The following is an 18440-nucleotide window of genomic DNA, read 5'->3' as shown; positions in this document are numbered from 1 at the left end:
AAATGCAGAGAACACATCCCCCTATACAAGGTCCCGGATATTTTGGGATACATCTACACGGAAGACTGTTTTTGAAAGCGGAGGATATGCCCGAATTATCCAATTGAAAGACGGAAGACTGATGGCTACGTGTGAAAGTAATGGCATTGTTGTTGCTTTCAGTCGAAATATGGGAAATTCATGGACAGCTCCCCAAAAGATTGTAAACAATATAAATAATATTCCTAACTGCGTACCCGATTTAATTCAATTATCTGATGGTACGATAATCGTTGCGTATAACCCTCGTCCGAGTAAGCCATATACCGATGACCGAAAGTTCGGTATTCGTTGCAAAAGGAGTATAGACAACGGAGCCACATGGAGCGAAGAGATTTTTGTGAACGATGCTTCTTATACATTTGATGATGGTTGTTGGGAACCTTCTATGCTAGAATTACCTTCAGGCGAATTACAACTTTATTTTGCGGATGAAGGGCCATACACAAATAGTAACGAACAGCAGATATCCATGTGCCGTTCATTCGACCAAGGCAGAACTTGGAGTAAAGTACAGAAGATATCTTTTAGGGCAGGCTTCCGTGACGGTATGCCTGTACCCATTTTATTGAAAGATCGGTCATCGATTGTTGTTGCAATAGAAGATAACGGGTGGACCGGTATTCATGATTTTTTCCCCACAACGGTAAGATGCCTTCTCGATAATAATTGGACTAATAATTGGATAGACGCTAACAGTTCATATAGAAATAAAACCTTAGATTTAAATTTCTGTCCGATTGCTACGGGCGGTGCTCCATATTTGCGGGTATTGCCATGGGGCGAAACCGTTCTCTCTTACCAATCAAATTACAACCACGGCTCTCTATTGAATATGCTGGTTGCAGTAGGAGATGATAGAGCCCAAGATTTTAAGGCATTGAGCAATCCCTTTGTGATAGGAACTCAAGAAGAATGTCTATGGAATTCGCTGGCCGTGGTCGATACAGGAATCGTTATTGCCGTAGGAGGTATAAACGGAAAAATAGAAATGATCAAAGGATATCCTACAAAGTTATTACAGGCTCCATACGCCAAACCAAAAATAGATGGTATACAAACTCACAAAGAAGGATATTATAAACCGAATGCGACACAAATAATATTAGGAAATACAAACGGGGTACGCTTTACCGGAGATTTTGCCTATGATAAAGATTCTTTATATTTTACCTCACGTGTGTCCGATCATACGCAATATGCTTCCGGTAATCAGATTGATGGTGTGAGGTTACTCATCGATGTAGATAACGTAAGTAGCAACACGCCTACAAAAGGAATGTATAGCTTCTTTTTTCGTTTAGATGGGATTGTGCAGAGTTGGCAAGGCAACGATGGCGTATGGAAACAGGAAAACCTGCATATAAACTATAAAGTAGTTTCTAATAATTCGAAGACTTATTATGTTGTAGAGACAGCCATTCCATGGCGTGATCTGGGGAAAATGGCACCTCCGGTTCTTCAGCGAATGGCCGCAACGATAGAGTTACAAGACCGTAGATCAAATACAATGTTAACGGATAAGATGCCCGATGCAAATAGAAATCAGTCGTGCACATGGATGGAATTTCAGTTGAGGCAACCCGAGAAAACGGGGATATCTGAGACCAATCGTGATAATAGCGTAAGTGTAACAGTTACAGATCATCGTTTTATTATTAAAAGCGAAGTTCCTTTAAAATTTGTTTCACTATATTCTATAGACGGGAAGATGCAGAAAAACTTTAATCAATCTGGCTGTTATCTTACGGGTGTAGTACCATTTAAGGGAGTATCTTTTATGAAAATAAAGCTTATTGATGGGCGCGTTATCTATAAAAAGATACTTCTTTAATTGATTTTTTCATAGAGTTATACGATAAATTCGAATAAAACAAAAGAAAAGAAAAATATGTATTTTTATCGTCGTTTTCCATAGTTATTATAATATATTGATTACTATTTAGATACATATATTTTCGATATGATGAAATGACAGCAAAAATAAAGAAAGAACTGTATTTTTGGTACTTTTGATGACAATACTTGTATCAATAATACATACCTTGTATAAGACAGATACACAGTACATGGAAACATAACATCTGCATAAAAATTATAATAGAAAAGTATTTACATCAATATTATTATCCCCGAACTTGCGTAATTTCAGTTATTCTTTTATGAAGAAGCATCTACTGACTATAATTGTTATCTTGATGTATTGTTTGTCGGACAATGCAGAAAATTATAAATTTAAGCATCTAACAAGCGAACAAGGATTACCTTATCAGCAGGTAGAAGCTCTTATGCAAGATGCTAAAGGTAACATTTGGATTGGGACACGTGGTGGACTCTCACGTTATGATGGTTATAGTATAAAAAACTATTTTCATGAGGATAACAATCCCAATTCATTGGTACATAATTTCGTAAACTGCATTTATTTAGATAAAAGAAAACGTCTTTGGGTATGTACTCAAAGAGGGATATGTCGTTATCGCCCTACGACAGATGATTTTAAGTCTTATAAACTACCAAGAGGACGAGTCTCGTCTATAGCAGAAACGAGCAAAGGAAAAATAATCTGTGGCAGTGAACAACTGTATATATATGATGAAAAGAAAGATGTTTTTATACCATATCCATCATTTGATCATGAATACATTATCTCACTTGCTGTCGATAAAGAAGATAATATTTTCGTAGCAACGAATTATTCTATATTTTATTATAACTCTTCAATGACGAAGATCACACGTCTAAATTCGAAATACTATGCCGATTTCATAACTGGTGTCGATGGTATTATCCCTATGCTGTTCGATTCATACGGTAAATTGTGGATAGGCAGAAATGGCAAGGGCGTTATGAATATGGATTTAGCCCATAATATTTCGAAGATATATGAGCCGAAAGATATTTCGAATGGTATTGTGCGTGTTATTAAGGAAGACTGGTTACATAATATATGGTTAGGTACAGAGAAGGGCATTACCATTATTAAGAAGAACGGGGATATCGAGATTTTACGGCATCGTTTTCAAGACACAAACTGCCTTAGTGATAATGCTATCTACAATATTTTATGTGACCGCAATCATAATATTTGGATTGGTTCTTATTTCGGAGGAGTGGATATATTACTTCATAACAGCAAGTTATTTAGGAGTATAGAGCCGGGATACAATGCCCATGATATAAAAGGAAAAGCTGTCAGAATGATGATAGAAACTGCTCCGGATAAATTTTGGATTGCTACTGAAGACGGAGGATTGAATATATATGACGCCAATCAAGGAACCATAAATGTATTTAACAAAATACCAAATCTTGGAACCAATATACATAGTCTCTACTATAATCATAAATTGTCAGAAATTTGGATTGGCACATATCGGAATGGGCTTTATCGATATAATCTTAATACTGGTCGTTTTAAAGAATATCTATTTACCAATGGGCTTCGTTCCGATGCCATTTTCTATTTTGCAAGTCAACGGAACGGCCGACTATGGGTGGCAACATCACATGGATTATTGTATTATGATGCCGAACAAGATTACTTTTATCCCTGTGGAAATAGCGTGTTAGACTCATTATTTATTTATACACTTCATGTAGATAGACAAGATAATGTCTGGGTAGGTACTATAACACAAGGATTATTTCGAATTGATGGAAACACACGGAAAATAACGAATTGGAGAAAAGGAGATACAACCGGTCTTAAAGATGACTATATTACATGTCTCTACCAAGATCATTATGGAAGACTATGGATCGGTACTAATAACAATGGACTACAATATATGGATCCGAAAGAGGGTAGGATAATGTCTGTAGCTACTACCGGACCCATATCTCAAAGTACGATATGCAGTATTATCGGAGATCGTAATGGTGGACTATGGATAAGTTCCAGTCTTGGACTTTATGAGTATGTACCTGCTAAACATACATTTGTAAGATACACTATTGATGACGGTTTACCTACTAACCAATTTAATTTCTCTTCATCGTTGATGAGCCACAACGGAACGTTGCTTCTGGGTACGGTACATGGATTGGTCACATTCTCTCCCTCTTCTATCCATCATAAGTCAGGGCCTTTCCATGTACACTTGAAAAATCTGATTATCAACAATTGTATTATAAATGCTTCTTCCCCACATTCCCCTTTGGTAAGAGAACTCGACGACACCTCTGAAATAATTCTTTCTTACAGTCAGGCCCGCTCGTTTAGTATAGAATACGGTGTTATTATTCCCGGCGATGCCGGTACGATAGAATATCAGATACGCTTAGAGGGAATTGATAAAGAGTGGAGAAACGTAAGTTCCGAGCGTAAGTTTGTAGGAAACAACTTACCGGTAGGAACTTATTATCTTCATATTCGTGCAAATAATTCTAATGGTAATTGGAATAGTTGTCCTGTCAAATCTATTAAAATTATCGTAGAACCTCCCTTTTATCGTTCCGGATGGGCATATTTCTTTTATTTAATACTCGCAAGTATTTTCGGTTATGTTGTTTACTCTGTTTTTGCTGCTCGTATGAGAGCACGGAATGCAATTAGACTTGCTAACATTGAAAAAGAAAAGATCGAAGAGATAGACAGAACCAAATTAAATTTCTTTACCGCTGTCTCGCATGAACTCAAGACACCTTTATCCCTTATTATTGCCCCGTTAAAGAGTATTTCTACATTAGAGTTAAGCAATAAATCTAAAAAGTACCTTGAAACAGCAATCAAAAATACGCAAAAAATGGAAAATCTTATCAATGAGTTGGTAACCTTTAATAAAGTAGAAAATGCGAATTTCCCTTTTTACATCCAAAAGGGTAATCCGTTGGAATTTATAGAACTCTTGATTCTTTCGTTTTATGATATGGCTTTAGAGAAGAAGATTATTCTTTGCGCCAACTGTGAGAACAACGGTGAGGAAGTATGGTTTTCCCCTTCATATATAGAACATATAACCAACAATTTGCTTTCCAATGCCTTGAAATTTACGCAAGAAGAAGGACGAGTTATAGCAAATGTAAGTATTACAACCACAGAGACAGCACCTTATACTTATCTGAAAATAGAGATTACCGATACCGGTATCGGTATTGAGAACGAGGAATTGACGAATATCTTTGAACGCTATTATCAAACCAAACGCGGTTATAATGTCAATAATAGCGGATGGGGTATAGGATTAGCTCTTGTAAAACGTTTGGTAGAAATACATAAAGGTTGGATAAAAGTAGAGAGTTCTGTTGGTAACGGCAGTACCTTTGTTGTGTTCGTCAATGTAAGCGATACAGCCTTTGATCCTAAATGTAAAATTAATGAAGATAAAGTTATCGTGCCTATCAGTCAATATAAATTTTCTGAATCTTTGATGAATATCGATAGAACTGTGATGGAATTTTCAGCTATAAACAATGCCAATCACCTCTCTATCCTTATTGTCGATGACAATAAAGATCTGCTTTTGTTTTTGAGCGAATATTTCTCAAATAAGTATAATGTATATACGGCTGAGAATGGACATGATGCCTTAGAAATAACTCATAGGGAAAATATACAATTAGTCGTATCAGATGTTATGATGTCTCCAATGGATGGTTTCACCCTTTGTCTAACGTTGAAGCAAGATATGGCGACATCCCATATCCCCGTCATTCTTCTTACAGCTAAAACAGAACAGGACGATGTGGTGAGCGGATATAAGAGTGGTGCAGAGGCTTATGTATCGAAACCTTTCGATCCTCAGATACTTGAATTGCAAATTAAGAATATCATTCACTTACAGAAAGCCCGACAAACGGAAATTGTTAATGCGGGAAACGGAGAAATCGATGCTATATCTTTAAGCGAACTCGATAAAAGTTTCTTGCATAAGATAAATGATCTGGTAGAAAATAATATTGATAACAGCGATTTCTCTGTAGGAGATATTACGAAAGAACTGGCCATCAGCCGTAGCCTATTGCATATCAAAATGCGTAGTTTGCTCAACATGTCGATGGGCGACTATATTTGTAAAAAACGTTTAGATAAAGCTTGTAGTCTACTCCGCAGCGGTTATAATGTTTCAGAAACAGCATATCAGACTGGTTTTTCTGATCCTAATTACTTTTCAAAGACGTTTAAAAAGCATATAGGTATGAGCCCTACAGAATATCAAAAAAATATTTAACTTGCACATCGTTTTAGAATAAGCAAAGATATTTTTATTTTTGGCTTCTTATTACTTTCAATATATTTTTAAACGACACCAAGGCAAACACTCAAAGAAATATCTGTTAAACCATAATAGCATTTCCTTAATAAACTCTTTTTATAACATCTTTATCTTTTAAAGTTTAGAAGAATCGACTTTGTTTAAAGCAAAACGCTTACGAAACAAACTATTGAAAAGCTCCGAGGTTTTATCTTTTTATATAATACATTTATAATCTTGTCATACTCTTTCTATAAGAATTGCACAATCGTACCGCATTATTCTGAAAAAAGATGAACAACAGAAAGTTAATACATTTTCTATTTACGGCCGAGGGCAGTTCGGAACAGCGGAAACAAATGTATAATCTAAGAACAACAAACAATATATTAATCGCTATTAGATATACTGTACATCGCACACAAACGTTATGCTTTCACTGCAGAGCCATTTTATGTATCTTTTCCTGAATGTAATTCTTGAAGTCTTCGCCTCTTACGATATCGATATCATCGTAAAGTCCTAATACAAATCTGCCGATGCCTAAATAACTTACCACATCGGTTTCGAAGAGCCAATGACAGTCGTCTTCTTCACGAATATGGCCGGTCGACCGAGGATACTCTTCGAGCAAAAGATTGTGAGAAAGGATGCCTAAGCGCAGCACCACATGGAAACTTTCTTCACCGCTGAACATGAAAACATCGGTAAACACATTGCGATGGCGCTTTTCATGCAACCACTCTACGTCGAGTATCTTCACATTATCTATGCGAGACACTTTGAATGTCTTATTCATCTCAGACGCCAATTCGTAACAACGCACATCGCCATCGCCGTTCATCAGCAGGAAAGGCTCCACTAAACGGTCGGAAACGCTCTTGCTATGAGGCGATGAATAGCCGCAAAGGGTTACGATTTTCTGTTGCGCAATGGCCTCTTTGAGCAGTCTTACATTACGCACGTTTCGCTTCAACACAGCAGGATCGGTAAATTCTTCAAGATTGTAAAAGCGTTCCAGCTTTACTTTGATGGCATTGCCCACGGTGTCTCCTTTATCAACACCCTCCAACTGGCGCCGCAGATAGGCTGCTTCGTCGGCATTGAGCGCAATGTTTTCGTGCAGTTTACGGAAGAATGGCGACTGTCTGTCAAGCCTGTAATGCGCATGTTCCTTAATCAGATGAAAGCCGCATGTTCTCAGATACTCAAAATAATAGTACAGATTACGGCGCGTTATGCCCAGCTTGTCGGCTATATCCTGTGCAGAATATCGCCCTCCATCGGTCAATAAGAGAATTAGGTCGAGCTCCCGTCCGAATTTATCCATCGTCATAACTGTAACGTGTTAGTCGCGAAAATGCAGCGTAAGTTCATCATTGCCCAAAAGATTGTAGCTTTTGCGGTGATAGGGGGTTATTCCGTGCAATCTGATCGCTGCACGGTGTTTCGACGTTGGATAGCCCTTATTGTGCTGCCAGTCGTATTGAGGGTACTCAAGAGCCAGTTCTTCCATGTAATCATCGCGGTAAGTCTTGGCCAAGATGCTGGCTGCAGCAATAGCTTGATACTTGCCATCGCCCTTCACTATAGCGGTATATGGCAAATCTTGATAGGGAATAAAGAGGTTTCCGTCTACGATAACGGCCTGCGGGCGCACGGCCAACTGGTCGAGTGCACGGTGCATAGCCAAGAAACTTGCCTTGAGTATGTTGATTCGATCGATTTCTTCGGGCGTTACAATACCTACCGCCCACGCCGTGGCGTCGCGTTCGATCTGACTGCGCAGCTCGTATCGTAACTTTACGCTTAACTGTTTGGAGTCGTTGAGCAGCGGGTTGTCGTAATCTTTCGGCAGGATTACCGCCGCCGCATATACGCTTCCGGCAAGACATCCGCGACCGGCTTCGTCGCAACCCGCCTCTAACAGTTCCTCATAATAGTGACTTTTCAGCATATTAATTTCTACTTTATCGTGAATACACATTAACAAGAAACTTTCTTTAATGAAATTTTTTCGGAGGCAAAATGCAGAATTCTATAGGATACACCTATTAAAACATGGCCGTTACACGGCTGATCCCATCGGTCAGGATATCTATCTCTTCTTTTGTATTGTATAGTGCAAAAGAGGCTCTTACGGTTCCTAACACGCCTAAACGCGCCATCAACGGCTGTGCGCAGTGATGTCCGGTTCGCACAGCAATGCCGAGCCGGTCGAGTAGCGTGCCCATATCCATGTGGTGGATATTACGGACAAGAAAGCTAATAACAGCATCTTTATGCGCCGACTTGCCAAAAATCCTCATTCCATCGATAGTTTTCAGCCTTTCGGTGGCATATTCCGTTAGGCTTTGTTCATACTTCTGTATGTTCTCTATGCCGATAGACGACATATATTCTATAGCTTTGGCAAGCCCATGCGCGGCAATATAGTCCGGCGTTCCGGCTTCGAACTTCAATGGAGGACGCTCGAAAGTGGTCTTGTCGAAGCTTACATTCTCGATCATCTCGCCACCTCCTTGATACGGAGGTAGCTTCTCGAGCCATCCTTCCTTACCATAAAGCACGCCGATACCCGTAGGTCCGTACATTTTATGACCGCTGAAAACGAAGAAATCGCAATCCATAGCCTGCATGTCTACCTTGAAATGCGGCGTACTTTGTGCCCCGTCGATTACCACAGGCACATGGTGTTCGTGAGCAATGCGTACGACTTCGTTCACCAGATTAATGGTTCCGAGCACATTGCTCACATGGGTAATGCTTACGATTTTGGTCTTCGATGTGAATAAATCGGCGAATTCATCGAGATTAAGCTCGCCTTTATCGGTGATAGGAATAACCTTTACGACTATTCCCTTGCGCTGCGCAGCCAACTGCCAAGGCACGATGTTGGAATGATGTTCCATTTCAGAAACGATAACTTCATCGCCTGTCTGCATAAACTCATCACTGTAAGAAGATGCTATGAGGTTTAAACCTTCGGTAGTTCCTCTTGTAAACACCACTTCAGCAGTACTACGGGCGTTGATGAACTTACGTACGGTTTCGCGAGCTGCCTCGTGTAGCTCCGTTGCCTGCTGCGACATCCAATGAACTCCGCGGTGTACGTTGGAATTTACATTTAGATATTCCTCCCTCATGGCATCCAATACGCACAGAGGTTTCTGGGTAGTGGCGGCATTATCTAAATAAACAAGCGGCTTGTCATATATCTTTCTCGATAAAATGGGGAAATCTTTACGTATTTTATTAATATCATACATAGGCCTAAAACATGTTGTATCTTTCTGATGGAAGAATGGTTCGAAATATATAAAAATACAAGTCTCCACTGCAAGTAAATAGACTTGCAAGGAGACTTCTGGGGGTTATACCGTCATTGACAGAGTTTGCATCCTTCGCATTTGTTCAGTTCACCTCTGAAACGTTTCTCAACCAAGTGGTGAAGATGCTCGCGCAGAGGCTCGAGTTTAATTTGGTCTATAACCTCGCCCACAAATGCAAATTCAAGTAACAGCTTGGCTTCTTTCAGACTGATTCCACGCTGACGCATATAAAAAAGTGCCGCATCGTTCAGTTGTCCTACCGTACTACCGTGGGCACACTTTACGTCATCCGCATATATTTCGAGCATGGGTTGGGTGTACATGTGTGCTTCTTTCGTGATGCACAGGTTCTGATTACGTTCTTCAGATACAGTCTTTTGTGCATCATGGCGTACCACGACTCTGCCGGCAAACGCACCTGTCGCCCGATCATCAAGTACATATTTATAGAGTTCGTTGCTTGTACAATGTCCCACCTGATGATCTATCAACGTATTGTTGTCAACAAACTGCTGCTTATCTGCAATCACACAGCCGTTGCAGTTGCATTCGGCACCCTCTCCCTTGAACACTAAGTCGAGCCGATTACGGGTTACGCCGTTATGCAACGTAATAATATTGTGGTTGACACGGCTGTTTGCCTGCTGTTCTACGTACACATTGCTCACACGGGTATTCTTATGATGCGTTTCTTCCAAGCAATATAAATCGAGATTTGCGCCCTTTGCCACATATACTTCTATAACCTGTGTGGCGAGGAAGTTACGATCGTCGGCGCTGTCATCACAGAAAAGTAGCTTGATTTCGGCTTCTTCTTCCACAATAATCAACACACGACGGTTCAGCATGAGATCTATATCCGAACGAAGAATATTTATAACCTGCACTGCGCGGTCTACCTTTACACCCTTGGGAACATAAACCAGTAAGCCGTCTTGTGCAAGCATGGTGTTAAGAGCCGTTATCGCATCCTCTTCCGTCTTGGCTATTTTAGAATAATATTTACCGATGAAATCGGGATTTTTTGCGGTCTCATCTCGCAGAGAGCCCACGATTACACCTTCAGGAAGAGGATTTCCATGCCGTATCTTGGAATAAAAACTGTCGTTGACTACGAAATAAAGAGATGTATCCAGATTGGGTACTCCGCATTTAAATTCCTCATAAGGATTTAAAGGCATCTCTAATCGTCTTAAATTAAGCCCGAAATCAGGCTCGAAAATCTTCTGAATGTCGATGTATTTATAGCGTTCGGCTTTTTTAGAGGGAAAACCCAGTTGCTGAAAATCGTCAAAAGCCTTATCGCGTACTGCATTCATGACCTCCGAACTATGTTCTCGGATCATTTGCCGATACCCGTTATAAAGGTCTATATATTGCTTTTCACTACTCATTTACTTCTGCTTTTATCCAATCATACCCTTTCTTTTCGATCTCTTTAGCCAACAGAGGACCGCCGGTTTTGACTATTCTGCCCTGATAAAGTATGTGAATAAATTCCGGTTTAATGATATCGAGCAAGCGTTCATAGTGCGTTATGACGATAATAGATGTATCGGGGGTTTTCAGTTTATTCACGCCTTCGGCCACAATTCTCAATGCATCGATGTCCAAACCAGAGTCTGTTTCATCAAGAATACTTAGCTTCGGTTCGAGCATGGCCATCTGAAAAATCTCGTTACGTTTCTTCTCTCCTCCGCTGAAACCCTCGTTCACGCTCCTATGTGAAAGGGTAGCATCCAACTCGACAAGCTTGCGTTTCTCTTTCATCAGCTTGATAAAATCGGCCGCACTCATAGGTTCGAGCCCCTGATACTCACGCTTTGCATTGATTGCCGCACGCATGAAATTGGTCATAGATACACCGGGTATTTCCACCGGATATTGGAAAGAAAGGAACAATCCTTCACGTGCACGGTCTTCAGGTTTCATTTCTAAGAGATTTTTTCCATTAAAAATCGCTTCTCCTTCGGTCACTGTATATAGCGGATTACCCGTAAGAACCGCACTCAGAGTGGACTTTCCGGAACCATTCGGCCCCATGATAGCATGCACCTCACCATCATGTATAGTCAGATTAATGCCCTTTAATATTTCTTTGCCGGCAATTGTGGCATGAAGATTTCTAACTTCTAACATATTATTATCTTTATTCTATACCTAAATATATTATCTTTTATTTGCCTATAATAGGATAAGTCTTCCTATTATCCTATCCTACTGTTCCTTCGAGAGATACGCTCAAGAGCTTCTGGGCCTCTACGGCAAACTCCATAGGAAGTTTGTTAAGCACTTCTTTGGCATAGCCGTTCACAATCAATCCTACTGCATCTTCCATCGGAATACCACGCTGATTGCAGTAGAACAACTGGTCTTCGCTAATCTTGGATGTCGTAGCTTCATGCTCTATAATGGCAGTATCGTTATGTATATCCATATAAGGAAAGGTGTGTGCACCGCAATCACTGCCAAGTAACAGGCTGTCGCAAGAACTGTAATTCCGTGCATTATCCGCATTAGGAGTAGCTCTTACCAGTCCTCGATATGAGTTTTGACTGTGTCCGGCACTGATTCCTTTAGAAATAATTGTACTTTTAGTATTCTTACCCATATGGATCATTTTCGTTCCCGTATCTGCCTCTTGATAATTATTGGTAACGGCAACACTGTAAAACTCTGCCTGTGAATTGTCTCCACGTAAGACGCACGACGGGTATTTCCATGTAATGGCGCTTCCGGTTTCTACCTGTGTCCATGATAGTTTGGAACTCTCACCCCGCAAATCACCCCGTTTCGTGACAAGATTGAGCACACCTCCCTTGCCTTGTTCATCGCCCGGATACCAATTCTGTACGGTGGAATACTTCACTTCTGCACGGTCTTTCACGATAATTTCTACAATAGCGGCGTGCAATTGGTTTTCATCACGCATCGGAGCGGTACACCCTTCAAGATACGAAACATAAGAATCATCATCGGCAATTATCAATGTACGCTCGAATTGTCCTGTATTTCGGGCATTGATACGGAAGTAACTGCTCAACTCCATTGGGCATCTTACGCCTTTAGGTATATAAACGAATGAGCCATCGCTAAACACAGCACTGTTCAAGGCAGCGGTAAAATTATCTCTATATGGTACTACTGTTCCTAAATATTCGCGTACTAATTCCGGATGATTCTTTACCGCTTCGCCGATAGAACAAAAGATTATACCTTTTTCGGCGAGCTTCTCTTTGAATGTTGTCTTAACGGAAACCGAGTCCATGATAGCATCTACCGCCATTCCGCTTAATGCCAGCCGCTCTTCCAACGGTATACCGAGTTTGTCGAATGTCTTTTCTAACTCCGGATCGATCTTGTTGTTCTTCGGCTTCTTTGCTAAAGGATCGGCATAATAAGATATATCTTGGAAATCTATTTCAGGCAAATGCAGATGTCCCCATGTAGGTATAGACATCGTTTTCCAATATTCATAGGCTTTCAAACGGAAATCGAGCAGCCATTCCGGTTCTTCTTTCTTTTGGGATATCAGCCTTATAACATTCTCATTCAGTCCTTTCGGGATGATATCTGTATGTATATTCGTCGTAAAGCCGAACTCATACTTCCGTTCGGCAACTTGTTTTACGAACTCGTTTTTATTGTTTTCTTCCATTATCTCATCTGAATTACAGAGGCGGGCCTATTCCGGTCCGCCCCTATCCATATACAAATGTTATACCAGAACCGCCTCCGGTCACAAATGTTACCTTATTCTACAACTTCTGCTGCACCTCTATCTCGGTGAATGATTCAAGAATATCGCCTTCTTGAATATCGTTGTAATTGACAAGGCTGATACCGCATTCGAAACCGGTTGCCACTTCTTTCACGTCTTCTTTGTAACGCTTCAGAGCGTTGATCGGTGCTGTATGAACTACAATACCATCGCGAACCACACGCACCTTGTCCGCACGATGTATTTTCCCTTCGGTTACCATCGCACCGGCTACGGTACCTACCTTGGATATCTTGTACACTTGCTTTACTTCTGCCTGTCCGGTAACGACTTCTTTCTTTACCTTATCGAGCATTCCTTCCATTGCCGACCTTACATCGTCGATCGCATCATAAATCACAGAATAGGTATTTATCTCTACTCCAGCTTGATCTGCCTGCTTTCTTGCGGCTGCAGAAGGACGTACTTGGAAGCCTACAATGATTGCATCCGAAGCATCTGCCAACGTTACATCGCTTTCGGAAATTTGGCCTACAGCCTTGTAAATCACGTTGACCTTTATCTTTTCCGTCGACATCTTGATGAAAGAGTCGCTCAATGCCTCGATAGAACCGTCGGTATCACCTTTGACAATAATGTTCAGTTCCTTGAACTCACCCAATGCGATACGGTGTGAAATATCGCCCAAAGTAAGACGTTTCTGTGTACGGAGCCCTTGTTCGCGCTGCAGTTGTAAACGTTTATTACCGATATCTCTTACTTCCTGTTCCGTATCGAGCACGTGGAATTGGTCACCGGCCGTAGGTGCACCGTTGAGACCGAGAATGATTGCCGGCTCTGCCGGCTTAGCCTCTTCGATACGTTGGTTACGTTCGTTGAACATAGCCTTGATACGTCCCCAGCTCGTTCCGGCGATTACATTGTCGCCGACGTGCAATGTACCGTTGCTGACAAGTAACGTACTTACATATCCGCGGCCCTTATCAAGCGACGATTCGATGATGCTACCCGTGGCTTTACGGTTAGGATTGGCTTTCAGGTCAAGCATTTCCGCTTCCAAGAGAACCTTATCAAGCAATTCGGATACGCCTATACCCTTTTTTGCGCTAATTTCCTGACACTGATATTTACCGCCCCACTCTTCTACAAGCAGGTTCATTTGCGACAGGTCTTCGCGTATCTTATCGGGATTAGCCCCGGGCTTATCGATCTTGTTAATGGCAAACACCATCGGTACATTGGCTGCCTGTGCATGCGCAATGGCTTCCTTCGTAGTCGGCATCACGCTATCATCGGCTGCAATAATAATGATTGCGATATCCGTAACTTGAGCACCACGGGCACGCATGGCAGTAAAAGCCTCGTGCCCCGGTGTATCGAGGAAAGTTATCTTCTTTCCATTGGCGAGCGTTACGTTATAAGCACCTATATGTTGTGTAATACCTCCGGCCTCTCCGGCAATCACATTTGTATTACGGATATGGTCGAGAAGACTGGTTTTACCATGATCTACGTGTCCCATTACGGTAACAATCGGCGCACGAGGCACAAGATCGTTCTCATCATCCACCTCTTCACTCACAGCCTCTTGTACTTCCGCACTCACATATTCAGTCTTGAAACCGAACTCTTCTGCCACAAGATTAATCGTTTCAGCATCAAGTCGTTGATTGATAGACACCATGATACCTACGCTCATCAGTGTTCCTATCAACTGATTGACAGAAATATCCATCATGGTAGCAAGTTCGCTTACGGTTACAAACTCTGTCAGTTTCAGCGTCTTGCTCTCTTTCCTTTCTGCTCTTGCCTCCTCATCTAAGCGCTCCTGTACTGCCTCGCGTTTCTCTTTACGATACTTGGCCCCTTTCTTATTTTGGCTTTGTTTGTTGGTCAGGCGGGCGAGCGTTTCCTTTACTTTCCGTGCAACGTCCTCTTCGTTTACCTCTAAAGGCCTCTGATTACGGCTATTGCGATTTTTCTTTTTCTTATTATTATTCTTGTTATTATTACCGGTTGAGCTCGGTTGATTGACTGCTGCGTTGATATCCACGCGTTCCTTATTAATCCGTACGCGCTTCTTACGCTCACCACTTTGTTGTGATTTCTCTTCTCGTTCTTTCCTACGTTCCTCTTTTGACTTCTTCTTAGGACGCGTACTCTGATTAAGCGAGTCAAGATCTATCTTGCCAAGTACGTTTACTTTGGGCGTATTTAAAATCTTCTTTTCACTCTTTAACTGGAACAGTTTAGGTTCATCATTTTCTTCTATCTCCGATGTAACAGCCTCGTCCTGCGCTTCTGCCTCCACATTTTCATCTTGAGATTCTTGTTGCACAAACTGCTCTTCCTCTCTTTTTTGCAGTTTTGATTGCGAAACCTGCTGTGATTTCTCATCCTGTTCGGTTGTTTCAGTAGTCATAACAGACTCTTCCGCTTTCTTCGACTCTATTGTCTCAACCGTTTTTTCAGTCTTCGATTCTGTTTTTGCTGTAGGTCTTTCTTCCTTGGCAGAACCTGTCGAAAGCTCGGTTTCCTGTATCTGAACGCGACTGACGGCAGCAGTCTTCGGTTCAGCAGTCTTCTTTAATTCTGCAGCAACAGACTTTTCTCCCGCCGATTTCTTACCTAAACTGTCGAGATCGATCTTACCCAACGGCTTAAATTGCTGCTGATTCGACGATTCTAATAAGTTTTCGGCACGAGTATCTTTAGCTTCCGGCGCATGCTTTTTATCTTTCGGCTTTTTCTGGAAGAGCTTCTCAGCTTGATTTCTTACTTCAGCATCTTGCTTGAAAGCCTCGACCAAAGCCTGATATTGGCCATCACTGAGTTTAAAACTCGGTTCAGCCTTTACCTCTCCCAGTTCACTCTTCTTCTCAAGGAACTCCACTGCCGTTTGAAGTCCTATATTCAATTCCCGTAATGCTTTGTTTAATCTGATGCTCATCTATTTTCCTTTAATTCTTATTTCCTAAATTTGTAGTGCCTGTATATACATTTTCTATTTTCATTGATTGCCCGCTGTATTTCTGCAATATGCAATCTTTCGAAAAGTAAGCACTACTGTTCAAATTCCGCTTTCAGTACTCTTAACAAGTTATCAACGGTCTCCTCTTCGAGGTCTGCTTTCTCGATAAGCATTTCACGTGGGGCATTCAGCACCTGCTTTGCAGTATCAAGACCGATGGCCTTAATAGCATCGATTACCCACTGATCTATCTCATCGGCAAATTCATCAAGGTAAATATCTTCGTTATCTTCATTTTCATCGAGCACGCGGAATACATCTATCGTAAATTCTGTGAGCATCGATGCCAATTTTATATTCAAACCGCTACGGCCGATTGCCAAACTTACCTCTTCCGGTTGTAGATATACCTCTGCTTTATGATTCTCTTCATCCACCGTTATAGAAGTAACTTTAGCTGGACTCAATGCACGTTGTATGAATAGTTTCACATTGGAAGTGTAGTTGATCACATCGATATTTTCATTACAAAGTTCCCGCACGATACCATGAACACGGCTACCTTTCACGCCCACACAAGCTCCAACCGGATCAATACGCTCATCATAGCTTTCTACAGCAATCTTTGCACGCTCTCCTGGCATGCGTGCAATCTTCTTAATAGAAATAAGTCCATCGTTAATTTCGGGTACCTCGGCCTCAAGCAGTCGCTCAAGAAACATCGGACTTGTACGAGAAAGGATAATCTTAGGATTGTTATTCTCGTTATCTACACGTAAGATTACGGCACGAATTGTTTCACCTTTACGATATTGATCAGATGGAATTTGCTCGCTCTTTGGCAAAATCAACTCATTGTTTTCATCATCCACCACAAGTACCTCGCGTTTCCAAATCTGATAGACCTCGCCCGAAATCACCTGCCCTACACGATCTTTATACTTATTGTATAACGAATCATGCTCAAGTTCAAGTACCTTCGAAGCCAAAGTCTGACGAAGATTTAGAATAGCACGTCGACCGAACTTCGCAAAGTTTACAGGCTCTGAAACTTCTTCGCCTATTTCATAGTCGGGTTCTATCTTCTGCGCCTCTTTCAGAGCTATCTCCTTGTTCTCATCGGCTACCTCTCCGTCTGCCACTACCATACGATTACGATAAATTTCGAAGTCTCCCTTGTCGGGATTTACAATTACATCGAAGTTCTCATCGCTCCCGTATATCTTGGCAAGCACATTACGGAAACTCTCTTCCAATACACTTACCAATGTAGTACGATCGATATTTTTCGTGTCTTTAAACTCACGAAAAGTGTCGATCATGCTTACGGTTTCTTCATCTTTCTTTCTTGCTACCATAGCGATTTCTCTTTTTAATACGCTCTACATCTATGCTCTACGACAATCATGCGGAAAAACATCTACAAAAATATGCACCACATATTTGTGCACAGACGAACGTTAAAACTTATTTGAAACTTATTAAATATTTTGTATACTTTACTTCATCCATCCGATAAGCATGGTCCACATCCTGCAACACAGGACGTTTTTTACCCTCAACCTTTACCTTTTCGCGCACCGTAACTACAAACTCGTTACCGTCTACGCTCTTCAACAGGCCTTTCACTTTCACGCCGTCAGCATCGAGCACCTCTACTTCCTTACCTATAAAATTAATATATTGCTGCGGAACCTTAAAAGGTTGACCGAGGCCTGCCGAACCTACTTCCAACTCATAGTCTTCTTCATCGCGACTGAGATGGTCTTCAATATACTTGCTCAACTCAACGCAATCTTCTATCCATACACCATCGGCATGATCTATCTCGACCACAATTTTGTCATCAGGGCTAATTTCCACCCCTACAAGAAAGTAGTCTTTGTTTTGCAACCACTCGTCAACTAACTTTTCTACGGCGTTTTTATCAATCATACATATCCTATTAAAATAAAATGAGGAGCTCTTCGGTGAGCCCCTCATTCCACTGAACGCTGCAAAATTACGAAAAAAAACGTTCAACTCCAAAGATTTTTCAAAATTTTACAACCATAAATCATCTTATTTCTTAAACATATAACATTAATAGGAAAACAAACTCTGCACTTTCTGAACACCCTCAACGTAAACAAAAATCGATACAAAACAAAAAAGGATTACCGAAGTAATCCTTTTCCATG

Annotated in this window: 11 protein-coding genes; 2 read left to right on the top strand and 9 right to left on the bottom strand. The window is 41.1% G+C overall.

What is annotated here, in order from left to right; genetic code table 11:
• Positions 1-103 precede the first annotated feature (103 nt).
• Complete coding sequence (locus BN3912_RS04205; protein ID WP_230204635.1) at positions 104-1873, top strand: exo-alpha-sialidase; 1770 nt, start codon at positions 104-106, stop codon at positions 1871-1873.
• Between the two features lie 328 nt (positions 1874-2201).
• Entirely contained in the window at positions 2202-6212 is a 4011-nt protein-coding gene (locus tag BN3912_RS04200) for a hybrid sensor histidine kinase/response regulator transcription factor (protein ID WP_036859563.1), read from the top strand.
• A gap of 460 nt (positions 6213-6672) precedes the next feature.
• Here the strand turns inward: BN3912_RS04200 and BN3912_RS04195 are convergent, their stop codons facing one another.
• From BN3912_RS04195 to rimP, 9 genes are all read right to left on the bottom strand, one after another.
• Complete coding sequence (locus BN3912_RS04195; protein WP_023984239.1) at positions 6673-7572, bottom strand: helix-turn-helix transcriptional regulator; 900 nt, start codon at positions 7570-7572, stop codon at positions 6673-6675.
• Positions 7573-7584: 12 nt separating this feature from the next.
• Positions 7585-8193 carry a ribonuclease HII gene (locus BN3912_RS04190; RefSeq protein ID WP_016665457.1) on the bottom strand — a complete coding sequence of 203 codons (609 nt, stop codon included), beginning with the start codon at positions 8191-8193 and terminating at the stop codon, positions 7585-7587.
• Between the two features lie 97 nt (positions 8194-8290).
• On the bottom strand, positions 8291-9505 hold the full coding sequence (locus tag BN3912_RS04185; protein ID WP_023984238.1) for an aminotransferase class V-fold PLP-dependent enzyme: 1215 nt from the start codon (positions 9503-9505) through the stop codon (positions 8291-8293).
• A 113-nt stretch (positions 9506-9618) separates the two neighbouring features.
• A complete protein-coding gene (sufD, locus tag BN3912_RS04180) occupies positions 9619-10962 on the bottom strand; it encodes a Fe-S cluster assembly protein SufD (RefSeq protein WP_023984237.1) in 1344 nt (447 codons plus the stop codon).
• A complete protein-coding gene (gene sufC / locus BN3912_RS04175) occupies positions 10955-11707 on the bottom strand; it encodes a Fe-S cluster assembly ATPase SufC (RefSeq protein WP_004369243.1) in 753 nt (250 codons plus the stop codon). The genes sufD and sufC overlap by 8 nt, the downstream gene beginning before the upstream one ends.
• A 73-nt stretch (positions 11708-11780) precedes the next feature.
• Positions 11781-13226 carry a Fe-S cluster assembly protein SufB gene (gene sufB / locus BN3912_RS04170; protein ID WP_023984236.1) on the bottom strand — a complete coding sequence of 482 codons (1446 nt, stop codon included), beginning with the start codon at positions 13224-13226 and terminating at the stop codon, positions 11781-11783.
• Positions 13227-13326: 100 nt separating this feature from the next.
• Positions 13327-16239 (bottom strand): translation initiation factor IF-2, encoded by a 2913-nt coding sequence (gene infB / locus BN3912_RS04165; protein ID WP_023984235.1) that lies wholly within the window; start codon positions 16237-16239, stop codon positions 13327-13329.
• 113 nt (positions 16240-16352) lie between these two features.
• On the bottom strand, positions 16353-17618 hold the full coding sequence (gene nusA, locus BN3912_RS04160) for a transcription termination factor NusA (RefSeq protein ID WP_023984234.1): 1266 nt from the start codon (positions 17616-17618) through the stop codon (positions 16353-16355).
• Positions 17619-17727: 109 nt separating this feature from the next.
• Positions 17728-18195 carry a ribosome assembly cofactor RimP gene (rimP, locus tag BN3912_RS04155; RefSeq protein WP_023984233.1) on the bottom strand — a complete coding sequence of 156 codons (468 nt, stop codon included), beginning with the start codon at positions 18193-18195 and terminating at the stop codon, positions 17728-17730.
• Between the last annotated feature and the right edge of the window lie 245 nt (positions 18196-18440).

The sequence above is a fragment of the Prevotella phocaeensis genome, from assembly GCF_900065875.1.
GTDB classification, from domain to species: domain Bacteria; phylum Bacteroidota; class Bacteroidia; order Bacteroidales; family Bacteroidaceae; genus Prevotella; species Prevotella phocaeensis.
The sequence above is the reverse complement of the archived record's forward strand: the minus strand, read 5'-3'. Positions and strand labels throughout refer to the sequence as shown.

Excerpts from the sequence above, each read along its gene's own strand:
- BN3912_RS04200 (WP_036859563.1), top strand. The coding sequence starts at position 2,202 with ATGAAGAAGCATCTACTGACTATAATTGTTATCTTGATGTATTGTTTG.
- BN3912_RS04195 (WP_023984239.1), bottom strand. The coding sequence starts at position 7,572 with ATGACGATGGATAAATTCGGACGGGAGCTCGACCTAATTCTCTTATTG.
- BN3912_RS04190 (WP_016665457.1), bottom strand. The coding sequence starts at position 8,193 with ATGCTGAAAAGTCACTATTATGAGGAACTGTTAGAGGCGGGTTGCGAC.
- BN3912_RS04185 (WP_023984238.1), bottom strand. The coding sequence starts at position 9,505 with ATGTATGATATTAATAAAATACGTAAAGATTTCCCCATTTTATCGAGA.
- sufD (WP_023984237.1), bottom strand. The coding sequence starts at position 10,962 with ATGAGTAGTGAAAAGCAATATATAGACCTTTATAACGGGTATCGGCAA.
- sufC (WP_004369243.1), bottom strand. The coding sequence starts at position 11,707 with ATGTTAGAAGTTAGAAATCTTCATGCCACAATTGCCGGCAAAGAAATA.
- sufB (WP_023984236.1), bottom strand. The coding sequence starts at position 13,226 with ATGGAAGAAAACAATAAAAACGAGTTCGTAAAACAAGTTGCCGAACGG.
- infB (WP_023984235.1), bottom strand. The coding sequence starts at position 16,239 with ATGAGCATCAGATTAAACAAAGCATTACGGGAATTGAATATAGGACTT.
- nusA (WP_023984234.1), bottom strand. The coding sequence starts at position 17,618 with ATGGTAGCAAGAAAGAAAGATGAAGAAACCGTAAGCATGATCGACACT.
- rimP (WP_023984233.1), bottom strand. The coding sequence starts at position 18,195 with ATGATTGATAAAAACGCCGTAGAAAAGTTAGTTGACGAGTGGTTGCAA.